The sequence below is a fragment of the Streptomyces sp. NPDC006193 genome, assembly GCF_040613915.1.
GTDB lineage: Bacteria > Actinomycetota > Actinomycetes > Streptomycetales > Streptomycetaceae > Streptomyces.
Genome location: NZ_JBEXTB010000008.1, coordinates 135,556 through 156,719, shown reverse-complemented (window position 1 = coordinate 156,719; position 21,164 = coordinate 135,556). Strand labels below are relative to the sequence as shown.

Annotated in this window: 23 protein-coding genes; 7 read left to right on the top strand and 16 right to left on the bottom strand. The window is 75.0% G+C overall.

Annotated features, from left to right (window positions below; all coding sequences use genetic code 11):
• Positions 1 to 85 precede the first annotated feature (85 nt).
• Positions 86 to 1,075, top strand: coding sequence for a hydrogenase expression/formation protein HypE (gene hypE, locus ABZ261_RS11560; RefSeq protein ID WP_356857892.1), 990 nt, complete (start codon positions 86 to 88; stop codon positions 1,073 to 1,075).
• 51 nt (positions 1,076 to 1,126) lie between these two features.
• Here hypE and hypA read toward each other — a convergent pair whose 3' ends face one another.
• The 8 genes from hypA to ABZ261_RS11520 all read right to left on the bottom strand — a co-directional run bounded on the left by hypA (position 1,127) and on the right by ABZ261_RS11520 (position 7,635).
• The gene (hypA, locus tag ABZ261_RS11555; protein WP_356857840.1) at positions 1,127 to 1,468 is read right to left on the bottom strand and encodes a hydrogenase maturation nickel metallochaperone HypA; all 342 of its coding nucleotides are present in this window, start codon (positions 1,466 to 1,468) and stop codon (positions 1,127 to 1,129) included.
• A gap of 7 nt (positions 1,469 to 1,475) precedes the next feature.
• Positions 1,476 to 1,625 (bottom strand): hypothetical protein, encoded by a 150-nt coding sequence (locus ABZ261_RS11550; protein ID WP_356857838.1) that lies wholly within the window; start codon positions 1,623 to 1,625, stop codon positions 1,476 to 1,478.
• A gap of 61 nt (positions 1,626 to 1,686) precedes the next feature.
• Positions 1,687 to 1,893 carry a hypothetical protein gene (locus ABZ261_RS11545; protein WP_356857836.1) on the bottom strand — a complete coding sequence of 69 codons (207 nt, stop codon included), beginning with the start codon at positions 1,891 to 1,893 and terminating at the stop codon, positions 1,687 to 1,689.
• A gap of 21 nt (positions 1,894 to 1,914) precedes the next feature.
• Positions 1,915 to 2,511, bottom strand: coding sequence for a DUF5947 family protein (locus ABZ261_RS11540; protein ID WP_356857834.1), 597 nt, complete (start codon positions 2,509 to 2,511; stop codon positions 1,915 to 1,917).
• Positions 2,508 to 3,059 (bottom strand): NifU family protein, encoded by a 552-nt coding sequence (locus tag ABZ261_RS11535; protein WP_356857832.1) that lies wholly within the window; start codon positions 3,057 to 3,059, stop codon positions 2,508 to 2,510. Before ABZ261_RS11535 ends, ABZ261_RS11540 begins: the two co-directional genes overlap by 4 nt.
• Positions 3,052 to 4,845 carry a nickel-dependent hydrogenase large subunit gene (locus ABZ261_RS11530; protein ID WP_356857830.1) on the bottom strand — a complete coding sequence of 598 codons (1,794 nt, stop codon included), beginning with the start codon at positions 4,843 to 4,845 and terminating at the stop codon, positions 3,052 to 3,054. The genes ABZ261_RS11535 and ABZ261_RS11530 overlap by 8 nt, the downstream gene beginning before the upstream one ends.
• Before the next feature lie 79 nt (positions 4,846 to 4,924).
• Positions 4,925 to 6,013, bottom strand: a complete 1,089-nt coding sequence (locus ABZ261_RS11525) for a hydrogenase expression protein HypE (RefSeq protein WP_356857828.1) — start codon at positions 6,011 to 6,013, stop codon at positions 4,925 to 4,927.
• A 125-nt stretch (positions 6,014 to 6,138) separates the two neighbouring features.
• A complete protein-coding gene (locus ABZ261_RS11520) occupies positions 6,139 to 7,635 on the bottom strand; it encodes a hypothetical protein (RefSeq protein WP_356857827.1) in 1,497 nt (498 codons plus the stop codon).
• Between the two features lie 575 nt (positions 7,636 to 8,210).
• Here ABZ261_RS11520 and ABZ261_RS11515 point away from each other — a divergent pair.
• Positions 8,211 to 9,794, top strand: coding sequence for a hypothetical protein (locus ABZ261_RS11515; RefSeq protein WP_356857825.1), 1,584 nt, complete (start codon positions 8,211 to 8,213; stop codon positions 9,792 to 9,794).
• 91 nt (positions 9,795 to 9,885) lie between these two features.
• Here the strand turns inward: ABZ261_RS11515 and ABZ261_RS11510 are convergent, their stop codons facing one another.
• The 3 genes from ABZ261_RS11510 to ABZ261_RS11500 all read right to left on the bottom strand — a co-directional run bounded on the left by ABZ261_RS11510 (position 9,886) and on the right by ABZ261_RS11500 (position 11,694).
• Positions 9,886 to 10,299 (bottom strand): SRPBCC family protein, encoded by a 414-nt coding sequence (locus ABZ261_RS11510; RefSeq protein WP_356857823.1) that lies wholly within the window; start codon positions 10,297 to 10,299, stop codon positions 9,886 to 9,888.
• Between the two features lie 188 nt (positions 10,300 to 10,487).
• Positions 10,488 to 10,718, bottom strand: a complete 231-nt coding sequence (locus ABZ261_RS11505; RefSeq protein WP_356857821.1) for a helix-turn-helix transcriptional regulator — start codon at positions 10,716 to 10,718, stop codon at positions 10,488 to 10,490.
• A 172-nt stretch (positions 10,719 to 10,890) separates the two neighbouring features.
• Positions 10,891 to 11,694, bottom strand: coding sequence for a serine hydrolase (locus ABZ261_RS11500; RefSeq protein ID WP_356857819.1), 804 nt, complete (start codon positions 11,692 to 11,694; stop codon positions 10,891 to 10,893).
• 305 nt (positions 11,695 to 11,999) lie between these two features.
• Between ABZ261_RS11500 and ABZ261_RS11495 the strand changes: the two genes are divergently transcribed.
• Positions 12,000 to 12,602, top strand: coding sequence for a hypothetical protein (locus tag ABZ261_RS11495; protein ID WP_356857817.1), 603 nt, complete (start codon positions 12,000 to 12,002; stop codon positions 12,600 to 12,602).
• A gap of 74 nt (positions 12,603 to 12,676) precedes the next feature.
• Positions 12,677 to 13,741 carry a YihY/virulence factor BrkB family protein gene (locus tag ABZ261_RS11490; RefSeq protein WP_356857815.1) on the top strand — a complete coding sequence of 355 codons (1,065 nt, stop codon included), beginning with the start codon at positions 12,677 to 12,679 and terminating at the stop codon, positions 13,739 to 13,741.
• An 18-nt stretch (positions 13,742 to 13,759) separates the two neighbouring features.
• Here ABZ261_RS11490 and ABZ261_RS11485 read toward each other — a convergent pair whose 3' ends face one another.
• Complete coding sequence (locus ABZ261_RS11485; RefSeq protein ID WP_356857813.1) at positions 13,760 to 14,563, bottom strand: SDR family oxidoreductase; 804 nt, start codon at positions 14,561 to 14,563, stop codon at positions 13,760 to 13,762.
• 437 nt (positions 14,564 to 15,000) lie between these two features.
• Between ABZ261_RS11485 and ABZ261_RS11480 the strand changes: the two genes are divergently transcribed.
• Positions 15,001 to 16,221 carry a CPBP family glutamic-type intramembrane protease gene (locus tag ABZ261_RS11480; RefSeq protein ID WP_356857811.1) on the top strand — a complete coding sequence of 407 codons (1,221 nt, stop codon included), beginning with the start codon at positions 15,001 to 15,003 and terminating at the stop codon, positions 16,219 to 16,221.
• Between the two features lie 285 nt (positions 16,222 to 16,506).
• Entirely contained in the window at positions 16,507 to 17,403 is an 897-nt protein-coding gene (locus ABZ261_RS11475) for an NAD(P)-dependent oxidoreductase (protein ID WP_356857809.1), read from the top strand.
• Positions 17,404 to 17,509: 106 nt separating this feature from the next.
• On the opposite strand, the gene ABZ261_RS11470 is transcribed toward ABZ261_RS11475, so the two are convergent.
• On the bottom strand, positions 17,510 to 18,487 hold the full coding sequence (locus ABZ261_RS11470) for a zinc-binding dehydrogenase (RefSeq protein WP_356857890.1): 978 nt from the start codon (positions 18,485 to 18,487) through the stop codon (positions 17,510 to 17,512).
• 163 nt (positions 18,488 to 18,650) lie between these two features.
• Between ABZ261_RS11470 and ABZ261_RS11465 the strand changes: the two genes are divergently transcribed.
• Positions 18,651 to 18,995 (top strand): transcriptional regulator, encoded by a 345-nt coding sequence (locus tag ABZ261_RS11465; RefSeq protein ID WP_356857807.1) that lies wholly within the window; start codon positions 18,651 to 18,653, stop codon positions 18,993 to 18,995.
• Between the two features lie 16 nt (positions 18,996 to 19,011).
• Here ABZ261_RS11465 and ABZ261_RS11460 read toward each other — a convergent pair whose 3' ends face one another.
• From ABZ261_RS11460 to ABZ261_RS11450, 3 genes are all read right to left on the bottom strand, one after another.
• A complete protein-coding gene (locus ABZ261_RS11460) occupies positions 19,012 to 19,668 on the bottom strand; it encodes a maleylpyruvate isomerase N-terminal domain-containing protein (protein WP_356857805.1) in 657 nt (218 codons plus the stop codon).
• Between the two features lie 154 nt (positions 19,669 to 19,822).
• Positions 19,823 to 20,596 carry an alpha/beta fold hydrolase gene (locus ABZ261_RS11455; RefSeq protein ID WP_356857803.1) on the bottom strand — a complete coding sequence of 258 codons (774 nt, stop codon included), beginning with the start codon at positions 20,594 to 20,596 and terminating at the stop codon, positions 19,823 to 19,825.
• Positions 20,593 to 21,156 carry an NAD(P)H-dependent oxidoreductase gene (locus tag ABZ261_RS11450; protein WP_356857801.1) on the bottom strand — a complete coding sequence of 188 codons (564 nt, stop codon included), beginning with the start codon at positions 21,154 to 21,156 and terminating at the stop codon, positions 20,593 to 20,595. The genes ABZ261_RS11455 and ABZ261_RS11450 overlap by 4 nt, the downstream gene beginning before the upstream one ends.
• Positions 21,157 to 21,164: the final 8 nt, after the last annotated feature.

Sequence of the window (21,164 nt, the reverse complement as noted above, 5' to 3'; positions counted from 1 at the left end):
ACCAGCGTCCCCGTCGGCAGGAACGGCCGTCGACCCCGCGAACTGGACCTGCCCCGCCCCGCTGCGCGATCAGCCGGTCGTCGTCATGGGCCACGGCGGCGGCGGCGCCCTCTCCGCCGAACTGGTCGAGCAGATCTTCGCGCCCGCCTACGGCAACCCCACCCTCGCCGCCCTCACCGACTCGGCCGTCCTCGGCCTGGGCGGCGCCCGGCTGGCCTTCTCCACCGACTCCTACGTCGTGCGGCCGCTGTTCTTCCCCGGCGGCAGCCTCGGCGACCTGGCCGTCAACGGCACCGTCAACGACCTGGCGATGAGCGGCGCCCGGCCCGCCTACCTGTCCACCGCGTTCATCCTGGAGGAGGGCGTGGAACTGGCCGTGGTGGAGCGCGTCGCGCGGGCCGTCGGCGCGGCGGCCGAGGCGGCGGGCGTCACCGTCGCCACCGGCGACACCAAGGTCGTGGAGTCCGGGCACGGCGACGGCGTCTACGTCACCACCGCCGGCATCGGCCTCGTCCCCGAGGGAGTGGACATCCGCCCGCAGCGCGCCCGGCCGGGCGACGCCGTCATCGTCAGCGGCCCGATCGGCCTGCACGGCGTGGCGATCATGAGCGTCCGGGAGGGTCTGGAGTTCGGGGTGGAGATCACCTCCGACACCGCGCCGCTCGCGGACCTCGTCGCCGCCGTGCTGGCGGTCACCCGCGACGTCCACGTCCTGCGCGACCCCACCCGCGGCGGCCTCGGCGCCGCCCTCAACGAGATCGCCCGCGCCTCCGGCACGGGCGTCCGGCTGCACGAGCGTGCCGTGCCGGTCCCGGACGAGGTCGCCAACGCCTGCGGCTTCCTCGGCCTGGACCCGCTGTACGTCGCCAACGAGGGCCGGCTCGTCGCCTTCGTCCCCCGCCGGCACGCCGACGCCGTGCTGGCGGCGATGCGCGCCCACCCGCAGGGGAGCGGCGCGGCCCTCATCGGCGAGTGCGTGGCCGAGCACCCCGGCACGGTCGTCGTCGCCACCGGCCTCGGCGGCACCCGCGTGGTGGACCTGCCGCTGGGCGAGCAGCTGCCGCGCATCTGCTGAACGGACGACCGGAACGGACCGTGACCGGCCCCGCCGCGACGGCGGGGCCGGTCACGTCTCGACGGCGGTGATCTCCAGTTCGCGTCCGCTGCGCAGTTCCCGCGAGGGCCGGTCGCACCGCGGGCACCAGAAGAACGGCGGCATGCCGACCGCGAACTCCTCGGCGCACTCCCCGCACCAGGCCTGCGCGGGCACCTGCTCCACCACGAGCCGGGCCGCCGCGAGGGCGGTGCCGTCGCGGGCCACCTCGAAAGCGAAGTGCAGCGCGTCCGGCACCACCCCCGCGAGCTCTCCGACCCGGACGGTCACCGACGCGACACCGCCGGCGCCGTCCGCCCGGGCGATCTCCCCGGCCTGCTCCACGATCGCGGTCGCGATCGACAGCTCGTGCACCCCGGCCTCACGGGTACCGGCGGTGGGCGCGCAGCCCCCCGGTCATCCGGTAGATCCGCACCTCCCGCACGATCCCCGGGTACTCCTTGACGAGCAGGGCCACGAGGAGGCCGCCGATCAGCGTGGCCTCGGCCACGAGCAGCTGCCGCCCCGTCATCCCCGGTCGCCCGGTCCTTCTCCGCACGCGCATCTTCATGGCGGTCACTTCCTGCTCTCTGTCATCCCGGCGAGATGTTCGGCATGTCCTCGGTCAGGGCGTCATGCCGTTTCCAGTGGACACCGGTGGAACGGCGCGCGTCGGAGGTGCCGTCCGCGTGGTGTCCGGTCTGCCGCTCGTACGGCCCCCAGTTGCCCTGGTGCAGTCCGCGCACGTGGGTGGGGGTGTCGGGCTGCGCCTGGGGGCGGCCCACTCGGATGCTGCCCATGTCCGCTCTCCTTCCGGGTCCTCAGGACCGCTCGGTCAGTTCCCCGAAGAACTGTTCTACGGCCGGCCAGACCCGGCCGCCACCGGACAGACCCCGCCACTCGCGGCGCACCAGCGCGGTCATCCGGTAGCAGTCGTCGACCGGCACGATCCAGTGTTCGTCGAGGCCGCGCACGGTGTTCACCAGCAGCGCCTCCACGTCGGGCGCCATGGCGGCGAGCTGCGGCACCTCGGCGGCCAGCCGCTGCCAGGCCGCCGCGTCCACCTCCCACCGCATGGCGCCGGCCGGGCTCGGCCCCTGTGCGGTGACCGTGCCGTCGGAGCGCGGCACGAAGAACACCAGCCCCACCGGGACGCCCAGCACCGCCGTGTCGACCGGCGGCAGCCGCAGCCGTCGCCGCGGCACGAGCCGGTAACGGCCCCCGCCCGCCGCGTCGTCGGCGAACAGCACCGAGCAGGGGCCGCACACGCACCGCACCTCGGCGGCGCCGGTGTCGTACAGGTGGGCGTGCCCGTCGTCCACGCGGGCGGCGCACAGCTCGCAGACCTCCGCCTCCGCCCTCGCCGCACGGTCGGCGGCGGAGCGGATCACCCGGGCGAGCGCCCCGGTCCCGCTCACCGCGTCCCCTGGGGCGCCCGGCGTGTGATCGTGCTCAGCGGTACGAAGGCCGGGGCCGCGCCGCGTTCGCCCCGCACCGTCTCCACCGAGTCCAGCTCCGGAGCGACGCCCAGCACCGCAGCCCGGACCGCCTCGGCGATGTCCGCGGTCCCGCCGCCGCAGCCCGATCCGCAGCCCCCGCCGGTGCTCAGCCGCACCCGCGCCACCTGTCCGTCGACGCCGGCCCACTCCAGGTCGCCGCCGCGCTCGCGCACCGCCGGCCGCAGCCTCTCGACCGCGCGGGCGGCCCGGCGCTCGACGGGCTCCGGGTGGACCCCGTGCAGCACCAGCAGGTGCCCGAGCAGTTCGTCCTCCGCCAGCTGCGCGCGCAGCGCCTCGTCCGCGCGGTCCAGCACCCGGGCGAGGGCCTCGCCGTACACCTCGGTCAGCAGCCGGACCGCCTCGAGCACCGGAGAGGGGGAGGCCTCCAGCGCGGCCAGCACCTCGTCGAGACGGGCGAGCCGCGCCTCCACCGCCGCGTCCGGCAGCCGCACGGCGGCGTCAGCCATGGTCGGCTCCGTACGTCGGCGAGTGCACGGTGGTCAGGGTCCTGCCCTTGCCCATGTACATGTGGACGCCGCACGGCAGACAGGGGTCGAAGCTGCGGACGGTGCGCATGATGTCGACGCCCTTGAAGTCGTCCGGCCCGTTCTCCTCGAAGATCGGCTGCCCCTGCACGGCGTCCTCGTACGGCCCCGGGGTGCCGTAGATGTCGCGGGGGCTGGCGTTCCACGGGGTCGGCGGGTACGGGTGGTAGTTGGCGATCTTCTTGTCCCGGATCACCAGGTGGTGGGAGAGGACACCGCGCACCGCCTCGTGGAAGCCGCAGCCGATCGAGTCGTCCGGCACCTCGAAGTTCTCGTACACCTTGGTGTCGCCGCTGCGCATCATCTGCATCGCCTCCTCCAGGAACTGCAGGGCCATCGCGGCCGCGTAGGCGATGAAGTACGGCCGGGCGCGGTCCCGTTCGAGGGTGTTGCTCCACTTCGGGATGCGCCATTCCAGCGTCGTCTCCGGCAGCTTCTCGCCCCGGGGCAGGGTGATGCGGACGCCGCCGCCGGTCGCCTTCACGTACGGGGTGTCGACGAGGCCGCTCAGCGCGGTCGACCAGAGCCGGGCGAGCGGCCCGCCGCCCGTGTCCAGGGCCAGGTGCTCGCCGGTCTCCGGGTGGTACCAGCGCGGGCTCATCACCCAGCTGTAGTTGCCGTCGAAGTTCCGCTTCTGCGGCACCGGGACCGTGGTCTGGTTCCACGGGTGGCGCATGTCGACGGCGTTGCCGAGCGGGTCGTGCGTGACGAACGGCTCCTCGTTGACCCAGTCCTCGTAGAACGAGCTGCCCAGCATGATGCGCAGGCCGAGGTTGATGTCGACGAGATCGTTGGTGACGAGCTGCCCGTCGACGATGATGCCGGGCGTGACGTACATCGCCTTGCCCCACTCGTTCATCGTCGCGTAGCGGTAGTCGACGACGTCCGGGTTCTGGAAGGCGCCCCAGCAGCCCAGCATGATGCGGCGCCTGCCGACCTCCTCGTAGCCGGGCAGCGCCTCGTAGAAGAAGTCGAAGACGTCGTCGTTCATCGCCACCGCCTTCTTGATGAAGTCGACGACGCGCATCAGGCGGCTGAGGTAGTCGGTGAAGGTGTTCGGCTGCGGCATCGTGCCGACCCCGCCCGGGTACAGCGTGGAGGGGTGCACATGGCGTCCCTCCATCAGGCAGAACATCTCCCGGGTGATCCGGCTGACCTTCAGCGCCTCCTTGTAGACCTCGCCCTCGAAGGGGTTGAAGGCCTTCATGATGTCCGCGATGGTCCGGTAGCCGTGGATGTCCCCGCGGGGCGCGTCGGTGCGCTCGGCGCGGGCGAGGACACCGGGGTTCGTCGCCTTGACCATCGCCTCGCAGAAGTCCACGAAGACCAGGTTGTCCTGGAAGATCGTGTGGTCGAAGATGTACTCGGCGGCCTCGCCCAGGTTGGTGATGTGCTCGGCCAGTTTGGGCGGCTTGACGCCGTAGGCCATCTGCTGGGCGTAGTTGGAGCAGGTGGTGTGGTTGTCGCCGCAGATCCCGCAGATCCGGGAGGTGATGAACCCGGCGTCCCGCGGGTCCTTGCCCTTCATGAACACCGAATAGCCGCGGAACAGCGACGAGGTGCTGTGGCACTCCACGACTTCCCGGTTGGCGAAGTCGATCTTCGTGTAGATCCCCAGGTTGCCGATGATCCGGGTGATCGGATCCCAGGACATGTCGACGATCTGGGCGGGTTTGCGCCCTGTGGGACGGGACTCGGTGGTGGTCATCTGCGGTACTGCCCCTCGCTGTCGTTCGGGTTCGGCGGATCGGTGGCGGGATGCGGGACGGGCCCGGCCGCCGGCGGCGTCACGGGCGCCAGCGCGGGTCGTAGCCGCTGGTCAGCTTGTCCTTGTTGTGACGCCACCTGGGCTCGTGGTTCACCATGTCGTTGGTCATGCCGCGCAGTCTGCGGACGACCGCCCCGTACGGCTTGATCACCATCGACGACAGCGTGCCGCCCGGGGGCTCGTCCATGAACGGCATGAAGGCGTCCGGGAAGCTGGGCATCGTGCAGCCGATGCAGATGCCGCCGACGTTCGGGCAGCCGCCCAGGCCGCCCATCCAGCCGCGCTTGGGCACGTTGCAGTTCACGACCGGACCCCAGCAGCCGACCTTCACCTGGCACTTGGGGGAGTTGTAGTCCCTGGCGAAGTCGGCCTGCTCGTAGTACGCGGCCCGGTCGCAGCCCTCGTGGACGGTCTTCCCGAACAGCCACTGCGGACGCAGCATGTGGTCCAGCGGAGGCGGGGGAGCGGCGCCGGCCGCGTGCTGGAGCGTCCAGACGAGGGTCTCCATGAAGTTCTCCGGCTGGATCGGGCAGCCCGGCACGTTGACGATCGGCAGCCCCGACTGCGCGGTGAAGTCCCAGCCCAGGTAGTCCGCGAGGCCCATGCAGCCGGTCGGGTTGCCGGCCATCGCGTGGATGCCGCCGAAGGTGGCGCAGGTGCCGGCGGCGACCACCGCCCAGGCCCTGGGCGCCAGCCGGTCGATCCACCAGTTCAGCGTCTGCGGCTCGCCGGTCTCCGGGTCGTTGCCGAACGACGTCCAGTAACCGTCGCCCTCGATGATGTTCTGGTTCGGCACGGAACCCTCGATCACCAGGATGAACGGGGCCAGTTCACCGCGCACCGCCGCCCGGTAGGGGGCCAGGAAGTCCTCCCCGCCGAGGCTCGGCGAGAGCACCTTGTTGACCAGGTTCACCTTCGGCAGGCCCGGGATGAGACCGAGCACCACGTCCTCGATGGCCGGCTGGCCGGCGGCGGTCATCGCCACGGTGTCGCCGTCGCAGCTCATGCCCTCCGAGATCCAGAGGATGGTGATCTCGTCGAAGCCCTTCCGCGCCTCGGCCCTGCTGGGCTCGCCGCGGACTTCGGTGGTTCCGCTCTGTGTGGTCATCTCTGCGGCCTCCGATGCAGCCGGTGTCGAAACGGGTTCTGGGTCGCGGCCGGCGAGGCCGCGGGGAGGGTGCGGGGGCGGGGGGCGTCCGGGCGGGCCGACCGGTGGCCGGGCGGTCCGGCGGCCTAGGGGCGTGTGCCGGACCGCCCCCGCTCGCGCCGGTCGGCCGGGAGCGCGGGCCGCGGCGACCGCGGCGGGGCCGGCCGGACCGGGCCCGGGGCGTCCGCGACGCCCAGCGGCTCGACCTCGTCGGGCCGGAAGTAGTGGAACCGGCCGTACCAGCCGTGCAGTTCGGCGGCGGGATCGTCCTCCAGGGTGACCGCCAGGTGGACGCTGCCGTCCACGTCGTGGAAGACCGCGGCGACCTGCGCGGCCCGCCCGTGAAGGAACATGTCCTGGGCGTCGGCGCCCCGGCCGCGCGGGCGGAGCCGCACCCTGCTGCCGCCGCCCACGGGCACCGAGCCCACCAGCACGGTGTCCGTGGCCGGGGACAGTCCGTCGTCGCCGCCCTCCTGCCACCAGGCGGGCCGCCCGGCGCCGGGGGCCGCAGCCGGGGCGAGGGAACGGATGGCGCCGTGCAGCCGGGCGAAGACCTCCTGCGGCATCGTCTCCACCCGGTCGATGATCTGGGCGGCCCGCGGGTCGGTGGCGCGGGCCTCGGCCTTCTCGTCGTCGGTCAGCAGCATCGTGCGCAGCGTGAGGATCTCGTCGATCTCCGCCGCGTCGTGCAGGTCGCCCGGGCTCTCCGGCGCCACCTGGGGACGGTCGGGAAGGATGATCGGCGCGGAGAGCAGGGACGGGCCCGTCGCCCCGTCCCCGTCGTCGGACTCCGGCGGCGTTCCGCCCAGCACGGGGAACGTGAACGCGTTGCGGCAGCCGCGCGCGTGCTCCGCGCAGGCCGCGGGCGGATCGATCAGCGACACGAACTCCACCGCGTCCCCGGTGACAAGGGTGTGCGTGGCGAGCAGCGCCTGCCCCAGCACCGCACCCCGCGGAGCCCGTGGGTCCGCCGCCTCGCCGGTGTTCTCGGTGCGCACCCGCAGCCGGTACAGCTCGTCCGTGAGCGGCTCGGCCGCGACCGTGGTCTCGGCCCGCACCTGACGGCGCCGCCGGACCGTCCGCCCCGCCCCCGACGGCAGCGGCTCGTACTCGGCCCCGGCGGGCGCCCCCACCGAGGCGGTCCGGCCGCCGCGCAGCAACTCCGCCAGCGGCAGCACCAGTTCCGTCTCGCGGGGCACCGCCTCCTCGAACGACAGGTGGGCGACCCCGTCGGCCGTCCGCAGCGACTCCACCGGGCGATGCCCCCCGGCTCCGTCCGCCGCCTCCACCTGCTTGTGCTGCAGCTGCAGATACCGCACCCGCACCCGGACGACCGCGTCGGCGTCCCGGACCCGCAGCAGGCACTCGGTCCGCTGGTACCAGGAGTCGGCCGAGCCGGAGACGCCGGGGGCGACCGGTCCGTCCCGCTCCACCCAGTTCCGGGGCAGCAGCACCCCGAACTGCCAGCGGACCCGGTTCTTGGCCGAGGAGCGGCGGTAGGGGTACAGCAGGTACCCCTCGTACAGCACGGCGTCCGCCACGGCAGTCAGCTGCGTACAGCCCTCGCCGGCTCTGTTCGCCATGTCCTCTCCTCGCCACCGGTCGGTCCGCGGATCCTCACCTCACGGTCACACCGATCACGGCCGGCCGCCCCTCAGGCGCACCGTCATTGCGCCGGACAGGGGAGGGCACGGGGTTCGTCCGGCACAGCCGAGGCCGGCGGGCGGGGCCGCAGCGGGTCCGGCGGCGGGACCGGTGCGGCGGGGAACGGGGGTCCGGCGCGGCAGCGGTGCGACGGGGGGGCCGGCGCGGCAGTGGACGGCGGCGGCGAGAGCGGGCGGTGTGGTGGCGCCGGGCGGGCGCAGCGGGGGAGCAGCAGGTACCGGGTGACGGGGGACCGGGCGCGTTCCCCGCCGATGCCGAGGGCCCCGCCGAGGGCCTCCCACGGCCGGCCGGCGTCCTCCTGTGCGCCGCCGGACCGGCGACCGGAAGGACGGCGCGGACACGGGCCGTTCGGGAACCGGGGCCTCCGGCATGAGCCGGACGACCGCGACGAGCGGAAGGAGGGGCAGTTCTCCCGAACCCTGCCGGGGCCGCGCCGCCGCCCCTACACTGCCAATCCGCAGGCATGCGGGCGCAGTCACCGGGGGGAGCCGCCATGTCCGGAGGTCCGTACGGTCCGAACCAGGGGTACACGGTGCCGCCCGTGCCGCCGATTCCGCCGCCGATGCCCTCCGGCCCGCCGCCCGCACCGCCGGACGCCTGGCGGGCCGCCGCGGTCGCCCTGCTCAACCTCAGCGGACTCGGCCTCGGTTACGCGCTTCTGCGGCGCCGGCTCCTGACGGCAGCCTGCTGGGTGGCGACCGGCCTGTTCCTGCTCTTCGCGCTGCCCGCGGACGCCGACGGCGTCCCCGTGGCCGCGGTCGCCGGATACGCCGTGCTCCTGCTGGCGGCGGCCGTCCACGGCGGGTTCGCCGGACTGCGCGCCCGCCTGGTCCGGCCGGCCCGCACGCCTCTCGCGCTGCTGCTCGGCGTGCTGCTGCTCGCCGTGCCCGCCGGCGGGGCCCTGTGGTACCGGGACGCGCACGGCGAAGCGGTGGAGCGGCAGCTCCTCGGGCGCCTGGAGCGGGCCGACGACCTGGTGGCGAGCGGCGGGCGGCGGCCCTTCGGCGCCGCCGGGGCGGACTACCGGGCGGCACTGGACGTCTACCGCGACCTCGCCGTGCACCACCCCGGCTCCCGCGCGGCCCGGAAGGTCCCCGACAGCCTGCGCACCTACTACACGACGGTCGGCGCTCCCTACGGCCACCGGCGGTACTGCGACGCCGTAGAGCCGTTGAAGTTCCTGCGCACCGTGCCCGGCACGATGCCCCGGGACCGGCTCGGGTCGCTGGCCCGCTGGCCCGAGGACCGGCTCGCGACCGCCCTGTACGAGTGCGGCGCCCAGCATCTGGCGACCGGCGAGGCGGACTGGGTGACGCGCTTCGGCGACCTGCTGGACACCTTCCCGCGCTCGGGGCCGGCGGCCAGGGTGGCGCCCGCCGTCGACTCGGCGGTGAAGAAGGCGGAGAAGGCCGTCCGCGGTGACGAACCCTGCGCCGCCGTCGAGCAGTTGCGCAGTCTCAGCACCCGTATCGACGACCTGTCCAGGTCGGCCGGCGACGCGGACGGCAGCCTGGCGAAGACCTCGAGCCGGGCGGGCCGCAGCGGCGACGCGGGCCGGTACGCCTGCGGCGTCGACCAGTACCAGGACGGCGACTTCGACGCGGCCCGCAGAACCATGGAGGAGTTCGTCGCCGGCCACCGGCACGACCGGAACCGGGCCCGCGCCGAGAAGATCGCCATAGCCGCCGAGATCGCCCAGACGCTCCCCGCGGCCGGCAAGAAGCTGCCCACCACGGCGTCCGGCGGCAGCATCTCCGTGACGGTCAAGAACGACAGCCCGGACGACATCACCGTGCTCTACACCGGACCCGTCACCGGCAGCTTCACCCTGAAGGGCTGCGGCAGCTGCACGGCGTACCCGCTCTCCAGCACCCTGTACCGCGGGTTCAAGCCGTGCAGCAGCGGCAAGCACTATCCGCAGCGCACCATCAGACTGCCCGTCGGCACCACGTACTTCGTGCACAGGGCGCACGGCACCGGCAGCGCGAACCCGGCCTCCGACACCGCCAGGCTCAGGTCCGGGTACATCTACACGGAGTGCGCCTACACCACCCGCAGCCTCGGGTCCGGGTACTGACGGCTCGTGCCCCGCCCCCTCCCGGCGCGCTGCGCCCGCCGGGAGGGGATGCGCGGCGCACCGGGCGTGCCGCCGTCGTCCGGCCGCGTCGTCAGCCGGCCGGGTTCTCGGTCCGCATCCGCACCTGCTCCTCCAGCCGCCGCAGGCTGCCGTCCAGGGCGTCGGCCACCGCCCGCTCCCCCGGGTCGTGGGCGTCGTCGAAGAAGGACAGGTGCACGGTCACCTCGCTGGCGCCGCTGCCGATGCCCGCCACCTGGAGCCGGCCGGCGTAGCCGCCCTGCTCGCGGGTGCCCCACTCCAGGCGCAGCTGGTCCGGCTCGGACCGCAGCAGCGCGGGCGTGTCCTGGCCGGAGCGGTCGTCGTGCACGGTGACGGCTGGGGGGTCCCCGGCGTCCACGTGCAGGGCGTCCGGGAGCCAGGCGTCGAGCTGTGAGGCGTTGGCGGCCTGGTCGAAGACGTGCTCGGGCTGTGCGGGCATCGTGCGTGATCGTTCGTACTCGGCCATCGTGCGCCGCTCCTTCCGGTCGGAAGCCGTACCCCGGTCGCGTGCCCCTTCCGGCGCGGGCGAAAAGCCCCCGCCGCGCCTTGCGGCCCGGCCGTTTCCGTCCCGCGCCGGCAGCGGGGCGGCCTCGGGGCAGGGCGTCGCCCGGTCCGGACGCCGGCCCGTCGTCGCCCTCGGGACGGCCCGGTCCGTCACAGGCCCAGGGAGACGGCGACGCGGGTCATCTCGGCGGTGTTGGTGATGTTGAGCTTGGCGCGGATACGGCGCAGATAGGCGTCCACGGTGTGGGTGGAGAGTCCCATGTGGCGGGCCGTCTGCAGGTAGGTGCGGCCGGCGGCGATGTGCCGGAGCGTCTCCCGCTCGCGCGGAGCCAGGGCGGGAACGGGGGCTGCGGCGGGCGACGGGGCGAGGGCGGCGCTCATGGTGTCTCTCCGGCGGAACGAGTGGGGAGTGTCCGATTGGGGCGTTTTGCCCTTGTTTCACCAGGTTGCTCGCCGGACTTCATGGGACTGTCCGCCGCCCGTCACAGGCGCGTCACAGCGGCCGAAGCGGTGCCCACCGTCCGCCCGTCCGCCGTCCAGGGGCGGGCGGCCGTCAGGCCACGGCCGCGCGCGCCGTCCGCTCCACCAGGGACACCCCGTCGCTCATGGACGCACTGCCGTCCGACAGGACCGCGACGAGACACCGGTGGCCCCTGACCGTGACCCTGCCGATGCTGTTGACGTCCCAGCGCCCCGTCGTGTCCCGCCGCAGCCAGCCGTTCTTCAGCGCCCGCCCGGAGGGCTCGGTCCCGGCCGCGGAGACCCCCCAGGCCTGCTCGGGCACGACCTGGCCCATCAGGGTGCGGATGTAGGCGCGCGAGCGAGCGTTCAGCGCCGCGGGACCCGCGTGCACCCCGTCCTCCGGGGCGAACACCTGGCGCAGCAGCCGTATCTGGTCGCTCGCGGTCGTCCGCGTCAGCCCCCACATCGCGCCGGGGCCGCCCTTCGTCGAGGTCAGCCCCAGGCGCTCGTTGGCGGCCGCCAGTCCCTCGGCCCGGCCGATCTGCCGCCACAGGGCATTGGCCGCCGCGTTGTCGCTGCGCCGGATCATCGGCTCGGCGCGTTCCCGTTCCTCCGGGGTGAGGCCACGCCCCGCGTCCTGCGCCCGGAGCAGCAGCGCCGCGAGGATGTCGACCTTGACGATGCTGGCGGTGTCGTACGCCCTGTCCTCGCCGTGGATCACGGGCGCGCGTGCGGGGCCGTCCAGGTCGAGGACGGCCGCCGTGGACCGGGCCGGCGCCGGGTCCGGTGCGGCTGCCGCCGGACGCGGCAGGGCGGTGACGCAGGCCAGGGCTGCCGCCGAGGCCAGGAGGGCGACGGCCCGGGCGGGGGCGGCGGGGGAGGGAAGGGACGGCATGGGTCACGAACGTAGGCACAAAGAGCGCCCGGCGGCGTGGCGCCCATCACTTACCCGCCGGTTTCCGGCGAAGTGTGACGAGAGCCACCGGTGGAGCGTGTGACACGAGCCACCGGTGGAGCCGGGTCCGGTGCGCGGCGGGCGTGGGCCGGCGATCCGGCCCGCCCGGCCCCGGCGCCCGGACCCCGCGGGTGGATCCCGACCGCCCGGACTTCCGCCCCGCAGCGGTCCGCGTTCAGGTGCACGATGGTGGGGTGACGTGCGGTGGCCGGGCCCGCGGGACCGCACGAGAGGAGGCGGTGACGATGACACGGACACCTCCCACGACGGTCACCCGGGTACGGCTGTGGCGGTGGCGGCGCAACCCGCTCCGGCGGCACAGCGACATCGTCGAAGCCTGGGTCGTGCTCGCCACCTGGGTGCTCGCCCTGGTGGGCGGCGTACTCGCGGGCCTGGCCGCGGCGGACACCTCCGCGTCGGCGTTCGCGGCACGGCTGGCCCGGGTGCACGCCGTGTCCGCCGTCCTCACCGACGACGGGGCGAGGACGCCGGCCGCGGGCAGCGGCTACGACTCCGGACGGGTGTGGGCCGCCGTGCGCTGGACGGAGGCGGACGGCTCGGTGCACACCGGCCGGGCGAAGGTCCCGCCCGGGGCCCCCGCCGGGACGCGGGTGACGGTGTGGGCCGACGCGGCGGACCGGGTCGTGCCCCCGCCGGTCACCGGAGCCGCGGCCGACCTGCAGGCGGCCCTCGCCGGAGTCCTCGTCGCACCGTCGGCCGGCGCGGCGGTCTGGGCGGCGGGCCGCGTGGTCCGCGGCCGGCTCATCCGGCGGCGCATGGCCGAGTGGGACGAGGAGTGGAAGCAGATAGGGCCCAGTTGGGGCAACCTCAGCGGAGGCCGCGGCTGACCGCACCCCGCCGCCCGCACCCGCTGCTCGGGCGGCGGGGGCTTGAGGCCGGGGCGAGCGGATACCCGGAGGCCATGGCGAAGCTGCACCCCTCCCGGCGACACCACGGGCAGTCCGGCGACGGCACCCCGGCGCAGCGGATACCGGCGCCGGACGAGGCCGGGCCCGGGGAGGACGTCGAGCGCCGGGCGCCGGACAGCCCCACGAAGCTGCCCCGGCGGGCCTGGGCCGCGGCGTTCAAGGGCTCGCTGCGCGAGTTCCGCGACGACGAGCTGACCGACCGGGCCGCGGCGCTGACCTACTACGGCGTGCTGTCGCTGTTCCCCGCCCTGCTGGTGCTGATCTCGCTGCTGGCCGTCGCCGGCCGCTCGGTCACGGACGAGGTGCTGGCCCAGCTGAGGGACCTCGCCCCCGGCCCCGCCCGGGACATCGTCACCCGGGCCGTGCGGGAGCTGCAGAACGGCGCCGGCACCGGTTCCGTCGTGGCGGTCGCCGGCATCGTGCTGGCCCTGTGGTCCGCGTCCGGGTACGTGGCCGCTTTCATCCGCGCCGCCAACGCCGTCTACGACATGCCCGAGGGCCGCCCCGTGTGGAAGATCCTCCCGGTGCGGATCGGGGTCACCGTCGTCCTGATGGTGCTCGCCGTGGCCAGCGCGCTCATCGTGGTCTTCACCGGCGGTATCGCCCGCCGCGCCGGACAGGCCGTCGGGCTCGGCGACACCGCGCTGACCGTGTGGGCGGTCGCGAAGTGGCCGGTGCTGGTCCTCCTCGTCACCGTCATGATCGCCATCCTGTACTGGGCGACCCCGAACGCCGAGGTCAAGGGCTTCGCCTGGCTCACCCCCGGCAGTGTCCTCGCCCTGCTGATCTGGCTGGCCGCCTCCGCCGGTTTCGCCTTCTACGTCGCCCACTTCGCCTCGTACAACAAGACCTACGGCACCATGGCCGGCGTCATCGTCTTCCTGGTCTGGCTGTGGATCACCAACCTGGCCGTCCTGCTGGGCCTGGAGTTCGACGCGGAGGCCGTACGGCAGCGTGCCATCGCCGGCGGCTACCCGCCCGGCGCCGAGCCGTACACCCGGCCGCGCGACACCCGGAAGTGGAACGCGGAGGACGTCCGCCGCATGGAGGAGAGCTGACGGACGTCCCCCCGCCCGTCACGCCGCGTAGCCGCCGTCCACCGAGAACTCCGCGCCCGTCACGTACGCCGCCTCCGGCCCCGCGAGGAACGCCACCACGGACGCCACCTCCTCGGCCGTGCCGAAGCGGCCCAGCGCCGTCATGGCCGCCTGCCCGGAGGCGTACGGGCCGTCCGCGGGGTTCATCCCGGTGTCGGTCGGGCCCGGGTGCACGACGTTCGCCGTGATCCCGCGCCCGGCCAGCTCCCGGGCCAGCGCCCTCGTCAGCCCGACGAGGGCCGACTTGCCCATCGCGTACAACGTGGCTCCGGGACCCGGCACGCGCGCGGTGACGCAGCTGCCGACGGTGATGATCCGCCCGCCGGCCCCCATGAGCGCGGCGGCGGCCTGGGCGGCCAGGAACACCCCGCGCACGTTCACGGCGAGCAGCCGGTCGACGTCGGCGAGGGACAGGTCCTCCAGCGGCCCCATCAGCCCGACGGCCGCATTGCCCACCAGGACGTCCAGTCCGCCCAGTTCCTCCGCGGCGCGGCGCACCGCACCCGCCGGCTCCGCGGCGTCCGCGGAGTCGGCGCGCAGGGCCACCGCCCGCCGCCCGAGCGCCTCGACGTCCCGCACGACGGCCTCGGCCGCCTCCTTGCCGCGCACATAGGTCACCGCCACGTCCGCGCCGGACCGGGCCAGCCGCCGCGCCGTCGCCGCACCGATGCCCCGGCTGCCGCCGGTGACCAGCGCCGCCCTGCCGCGCAGGTCGCCTTCGCGCGGGTCGTCTCCGCCCGCTCCGCGGGGGTTCGCTTCGTTCAGCTGCTCTCGTGAGGTCATGCCCCCATCCCACCGGGCCGCCGCGCGGAGCACCGGCGGCGGACGGACACCGAGTTCCGCGGCGGGATGGCCCGCGGTCGGCTGCGCCGGACGCCGCCGGGGCCGACGCGTGCGCTGTCGTGGGCGCCCGGACCCGGTCGCGCAGCCGGAGTTCGTGCGGCAGGGCGTTGACGCGACTGTCGACGGCGTCGTTGGTCACGCCCGGTCCGGCGGCGCGGGCACCTGCGGACGCCCTCGCGCGCGGTGATCAGCCGGGTGGCGGTGAGCCCGTCCGTCCCCGGCATCCGGATGTCCGTCAGGACGGCGTCGGGCGACTCGGCGGCGGCCGGCGACACCGCCGTCGCCCCGTCACCGGCCTCCGCCACCACCTGGGACGACGACACGAGTCCTGCCGGAGGCGGATGACGCGCACCGGGGACGGCGGGCAGGCTGACGGCATGACGCAGACCCCGCTCGCCGAGCAGCTCCCGTACCACCGCCTGGCCCGCCTCACCCCGCGCCACCGGTGGTGGCGGCCCCTGGTCGGCACCCTGGTCGTGGCCGTGGCGTACACGATCGCCGTGATCGTCCTCGGAATCCTCTCCGCCGCCCTGGGCTCCGGCCTCGGATATCCCGAAGACGCCGACGGCTGGCCGGAGTTCGGGCCCGTCTCCGGCACCGCCGTCGACCTGCTCTCGATCGCGGTCGGGATACCGGTCCTGCTGCTGACGGTGCGCTGGACCGCAGGCCGCCCGGCCGGCTCGGTCTCCTCCGTCACCGGGCGGCTGAGATGGCGCTGGCTGCTGCTGTGCGTGCTGACGGCCGTGCCGATCGTCGCCCTGTCGATGGGGGCCATGCTGCTGCTGCCAGGCGACGGCGGACCGGAGGAACGGTGGGCGGGGTGGCCGTTCTTCGCGCGGGCCCTCGCCGTGCTGGCGGTGCTCGTCCCGTTGCAGGCGGCCGCCGAGGAGTACCTCTTCCGCGGCTGGCTGACCCAGGCCGCCGGCGCGTTCCTGCGCTCGCCCTGGGCCGCGTTCCTGCCCCAGGCCGTCCTGTTCGCCGCCGCCCACGGCTGGGGCACCCCGTGGGGGTTCGCCGACCTGGTGGTGTTCGGGGTGGCCGCGGGCTGGCTGACCTGGCGGACGGGCGGCCTGGAGGCGTCCATCGCCCTGCACACCGTCAACAACCTGTTCGCGTTCGGGGTCTCGGCCGCCGTCGTCGACGGGCTCAGCAGCGACGAGACCGCGGCGGACGCGCCCTGGCAGGTGGTCGCGCTCGACGTCGCGAGCATCGTCCTGTACACGGCCGCCGTGGCCTGGTGGCTGCGCCGCCGCCGGCTGGAACGCACGGCGCCGGCCCCGCTTCCTCCGGCGTTCGGCCCCGCCTACCCGTACCACCCGGGCGCCCCTGTGCCGCCGCAGTGGCATCCGGTGCCGGGTGCGCCGGTGCCGTCGCCGTGGCAGGCGCCGGTTCCGCCGTCGTGGGCGGGGCAGGGGGCGCCGTCGTGGGCGGGGCATCCGGTGCCGGGTGCGCCGGTGGCGTCGCCGTGGCAGGCGCCGGGCGCGCCGGTTCCGCCGTACACGGCCGGTCGGCCGGCTCCGGGTGCGGCCGTTCCGCCCGGGAGCCCGGGGGCTGAGGGTGCCGAACGCCCCCCGGGAGGCGGCCCGGACGGTGACTGAAGCCCTGCCCGCCGGTCCGGACCGCCGGCTGCGGGAACGCGCCGGGCCGCCGCGCCCGACGTACGGCTCGGCGCGCGGGCCCCGGCCCGGGACCCCGCCGGCGGTCCGTATCCTCGACCCGAGACGCGGACCGGGCCGCCGCGCCGCCCCGGGACCCCGTCCGGAACGGCGACCGGGCGCGGCCGGCCGGCCCGGTCCGTGCCTCCTCCGGCCGGACAGGTCCCCGGCCGGGGCGAGGGCGCCCCGCGCGCCCGACTCCCCCGCCACCGTCAGGAAGTCGACGTCATGACCGACAAACTCACCGTGAGTGTCCTGGGCACCGGCATCATGGGCGCCGCGATGGCCCGCAACCTCGTGCGGGCCGGACACGCCGTCCGCGTCTGGAACCGCACCCGCGCCAAGGCGGAACCGCTGGCCTCCCAGGGCGCGCGCGTCGCCGGCACGCCCGCCGAGGCCGTCGAGGGCGCCGACGTCGTCCTGACCATGCTCCACGACGGGCCCGCGGCCCTGGACGTCATGCGCCGGGCGGCGCCCGCGCTGCGCTCCGGCGCCGCCTGGGTGCAGTCCACCACCGCCGGTGCCGAGGCCGTGGGTGAACTGGCCGCCTTCGCCCACGAGCACGGCCTGGTCTTCTTCGACGCCCCGGTGCTCGGCACCCGCGACCCCGCCGAGGCGGGCCGGCTCCTCGTGCTCGCCGCGGGACCCGGCGAGCACCGCCACACGGTGGCGCCGGTGTTCGACGCGGTCGGCGCCCGTACCGTGTGGACCGGTGAGGACGGCGCGGCCGGGACCGCGACCCGCCTGAAACTCGTCGCCAACAGCTGGGTCATCGCCGCGACCGCCGCGGCCGGCGAGACACTGGCCCTGGCACGGGCGCTCGGCGTGGACCCGCAGAGCTTCTTCGACGCCATCGGCGGCGGCCCCCTCGACATGGGCTACCTGCGGGTCAAGTCGGGGCTTATCCTGGAGGACCGGCTGACGCCGCCCCAGTTCGCGGTGGGCACGGCCGCCAAGGACGCCCGGCTGATCGTCGAGGCCGGCGAACGGCACGGCGTGCGGCTGGACGTGGCCGCCGCGAGCGCGGAGCGCCTGGAGCGCGCCGCCGCCCAGGGGCACGCCGACGAGGACATGGCCGCCGCCTACTTCGCCAGCTTCGGTCCCGCCGGCCGGCCGTCCGCCTGAGGGCGTCGCCGCAGGTCCGTGCCGAGAGGCCGCCCGGAAGCGAACGGCGGACCGTCCGCCGCCGGCCGGTCCGCCGGACGCGACGGGCACCGTCCCCGTACGGAGGTCAGCCGTCCGTCCGCAGCAGCAGCTTGCCCGTGGAGGTGCGCCCGCCCAGCAGCCGGTGCGCCTCGGCGGCCCGGGCCAGCGGGAACTCCGCGGTCACCGGAAGGCGCACGCCGCCGTCGGTGACCGTGCGGAAGGCGCGCTCGGCGACCCGGCGCAGTGCCTCGGGCGCCGACTGCGCCAGCCCCAGGACGGAGAATCCCGCCACGCTCCGGCCCCGCGCGTACAGTTCCGGCTGCCCGACCTGCCACGGCTCCGCCCCGCTCGCGTTGCCGAAGGACACCAGGCGCCCGAACACGGCCAGCGCGTCGAGGCCGCGGCGCAGGGTGTCGCCGCCTACCGGGTCGAGGATCAGGTCGACGCCCCTGCCGCCGGTGGCGCGGAGGACGTCGGCGGGGAAGCCGGCGGTGGTGAACACCTCGTCGTAGCCGTGCCTGCGCGCGTGATCGGCCTTGGCCGGCGAGGACACCACGCCGTACACGGCGCCCGCGCCCGCCGCCCGGGCGAGCTGCCCGGCCACCGTGCCGACGCCGCCTGCCGCGCCGTGCACCAGGACGGTCTCGCCCGCCCGCAGCCGTCCCACCTCGTGGATCAGGGCGTGGGCCGTCGGCAGGACGGTGGGCAGCGCGGCGGCGGTGCGCAGGTCGAGACCCCGGGGGAGCGGGAACACCGTCGCCGCGTCGGCGGCCACCACCTCCGCGTAGGCGCCGCCGTCGACGAGCGCGACCACGTCCTGTCCCGGACGCAGCCCGGTGACGCCCTCGCCGACGGCCCGGATCCGTCCGGAGACCTCGAGGCCGGGCCGGAACGGCAGCGCGGTCACCCGGTACCCCTCCGCGCGCGCCTTGAGATCGGCGAAGTTCACACCCGTGTAGGCCGCGTCGACGGTCACCTGCCCCGGCCCCGGTTCGGGCGGTTCGGCCTCGACGGGCTTCAGCACCTCGGGACCGCCGTACTCGTGGAACTCGACCGCACGCATGAGCAGCACACGCCCTTCCGCCAAAGTGTTCAACGAAAAGCGAACACTCGGACTGTATGATGTCCGTCGAACACTCGGCAAGCGCCGGAGCACCTCGGAGTGTCCCGGCGGGGACGGTCACAACAGGTACGACGGGTACGACGGGCAGGGCGGGGAGCGGGGCATGACGAAGCGGGCCGGGAGCGGCAGTCACCGTGCGGCGCCGGTCCACGCCGATCCCGCGCAGGTGTCCGTGCTGACCGCGCTGTCCGCGCTCGCCGACCCCGTGCGCATCCAGCTGATCCGCGAGCTGGCGTCCTGCGCCGACTGGACGCGCAGCTGCGGCAGCTTCGACGTGCCGGTCGGCAAGGCGGCGCTCAGCCACCACTTCTCGGTGCTGCGCGGCGCCGGACTGGTCGAGCAGCGGGACGAGGGGCCGAGACGGGTCAACCGGCTGCGCCGGGCGGAGTTCGACGCACGCTTCCCCGGGCTGCTCGACCTGATCCTGCGCGACGACGACGCCGGCTGACCCCCCGCCTCCGCACTCAGCCCAGGACGAGCGGGAGCTTCGCCGCCAGCGGGCCCAGTTCGGCCCGCTCGGCGGCGGTGGGGGCACGCCGCCCCGTGCCGACCCGCAGCGCGTCCTGGTCGGACCACGAGGCGGGGAACGGAGCCCCGGCGATCTCCTCCAGCATCGCCCGCGCCCGGGCGAGGCTCTCGGCGGGCGGCTCCGCGGCGCCCGGGAGGTGCGCGATCAGGTCCAGGTGGTGCAGGGTCCACTCCAGGACGTACGCCGAGAGGTAGTCGCCCGCGGTGAGGACCATGTCCTGCGTGCTCACCCGGAGGCCGGGGTCGGCCAGTTCCGCCGCGCGCCCGGCGGCCGAACCGACGTCGTCCAGGTGGAACGCGAGCAGCCGCGGATCCCCGTAGGCGGCGGCCAGCCGGACGGTCAGCGCGTCGAGCGGGTCCTCGCCGGTCGGCGGCGTGCCGGTGACGCGCCAGTACGTGACCGCGGTGTGCGTCGGCTCCGAGGCGGCGGGCGTGACCAGCGTGATCAGCACGTCCTGCGCGTCGATGACCAGATGGCACACCAGATCCCGGACGAGCCAGCCGGCGCAGCCGGACGGCCGCGCGAAGTCCTCGTCCGCGAGGTCCGCGACCGCCGCGCGCAACGCCGCCCACGAGCGCGAGAAGAGATCCACGGCCGCAAACTAGCAGCGCACGGCCGGCGGTTCGACCGAATTCCCGACGGTGTGCGAGCCGAAGCTCCCTCGGACGAGAGCGATGGGGGCGCTTCAGGGAAGTGCTCGCGTGCATACCGCCGGTACGACGTCCAGGGCCTTGAGACGAGATCCGTCAGACGGCGAGCAGCCGCACATGGGCGTCGCGGACCAAGTCGGAGAAGGCGTCCGGGTCCTGGAGCGGGAAGAGGTGGCCGCCGGGGGCGTGCGCGAGGTGGGCGGTCGTACCGCCGCCGCGCACGGCCTTGAGGAACGCCTGCTCTTCCAGGCGGAAGAGGAGGTCACGGCGCCCGTTGACGAACCGGGTCGGGGTCCGCAGCCCGGCGGCCAGGCCGAGGAAGTCCACGCGGCGCAGCTCCTGGACGGCCTCACCGAAGGCGTGCCGGGCGAAGCCGCCGGCGATGACGGCCTCGGCGCACTCAGGGCTGGTGTGGCGGCGGAAGAAGCGCGCGTTCACCGCGGCGCTGCGCTCCGCGCTGCGACGCTCGTCGACGCGTGCGGCGGCGGTGTAGGCGAGCGCCTTCCAGCCGCGCGCCCGCGCGGTCGAGCCGCACACCAGCAGTCCGCGCACCCGGTCGGGGTGGGCCGCCGCGTGGGCCATGGCCACGAAGCCGCCCAGGGACATGCCGACGACCAGGGGCCGTCGGCCGGTCGCCGTGTGTGCCTCGGTGACCACGGCGTCGAGCGCCTCGACGGCCGCGGCGAGCGTGAACGCCCGGCCGTGCAGGGCGCCGTGGCCGGGCAGGTCCGGGGCACTCACCCGGAAGTCGGGCGTGAGCCGCCGGGCGTGCGGGACCCACATGGAGGAGGACACGCGGATGCCGTGCACCAGCACCACAGCGGAGGCCGAATCGTGGCCGTCGAACACGTGCAGTCCCGGCAGGCTCATGCCACGCTCCGCACGCCGGCCGCCTGCTGCGAAGGAAGCCGTGCCGTGGTGCGCCGGAGCAGCGCTGTCACCCGGTCGAGTTGCTCACGGGCGCCGACGTACTGGGGAGCGCCCAGTGAGCGGGCGGCCCGCTCGGTCAGGAAGCAGCCGGGCGCGATGGCGGTCGCGCCCAGGGAACGGAGCGCCGTGCGCAGGGCTTCGTGGAGCAGCGTGCCGTGGCTGGCCATGTGTCCGGTCGCCAGCGGAAGGACGGCCTTGCCCACGAGGCAGCGTCGGGGCAGCACGTCGAGGAATGCCTTGAGCAGGCCGGCGTACGAGGCTTTGTACACGGGGGTGGCGACGACGACGCCGTTGGCCGCGGCGAGCAGTTCCGCCGCCGCGGCCAGCCGGGGACGGCCGGCGCCGCCGTGCAGCAGGGCATCGGCGGGCAGGTCCCGCACGGCGAGGTGACGGGTCTCGTGGCCGTCGCCCGCCAGGCGGGGCACCACCTGGGTGAACAGGACCTGTTCGGCGCAGGAGTCCGGCGAGGTGCTGCCGGAAACGGTCAGGAACATGGCCATGGCGGGTC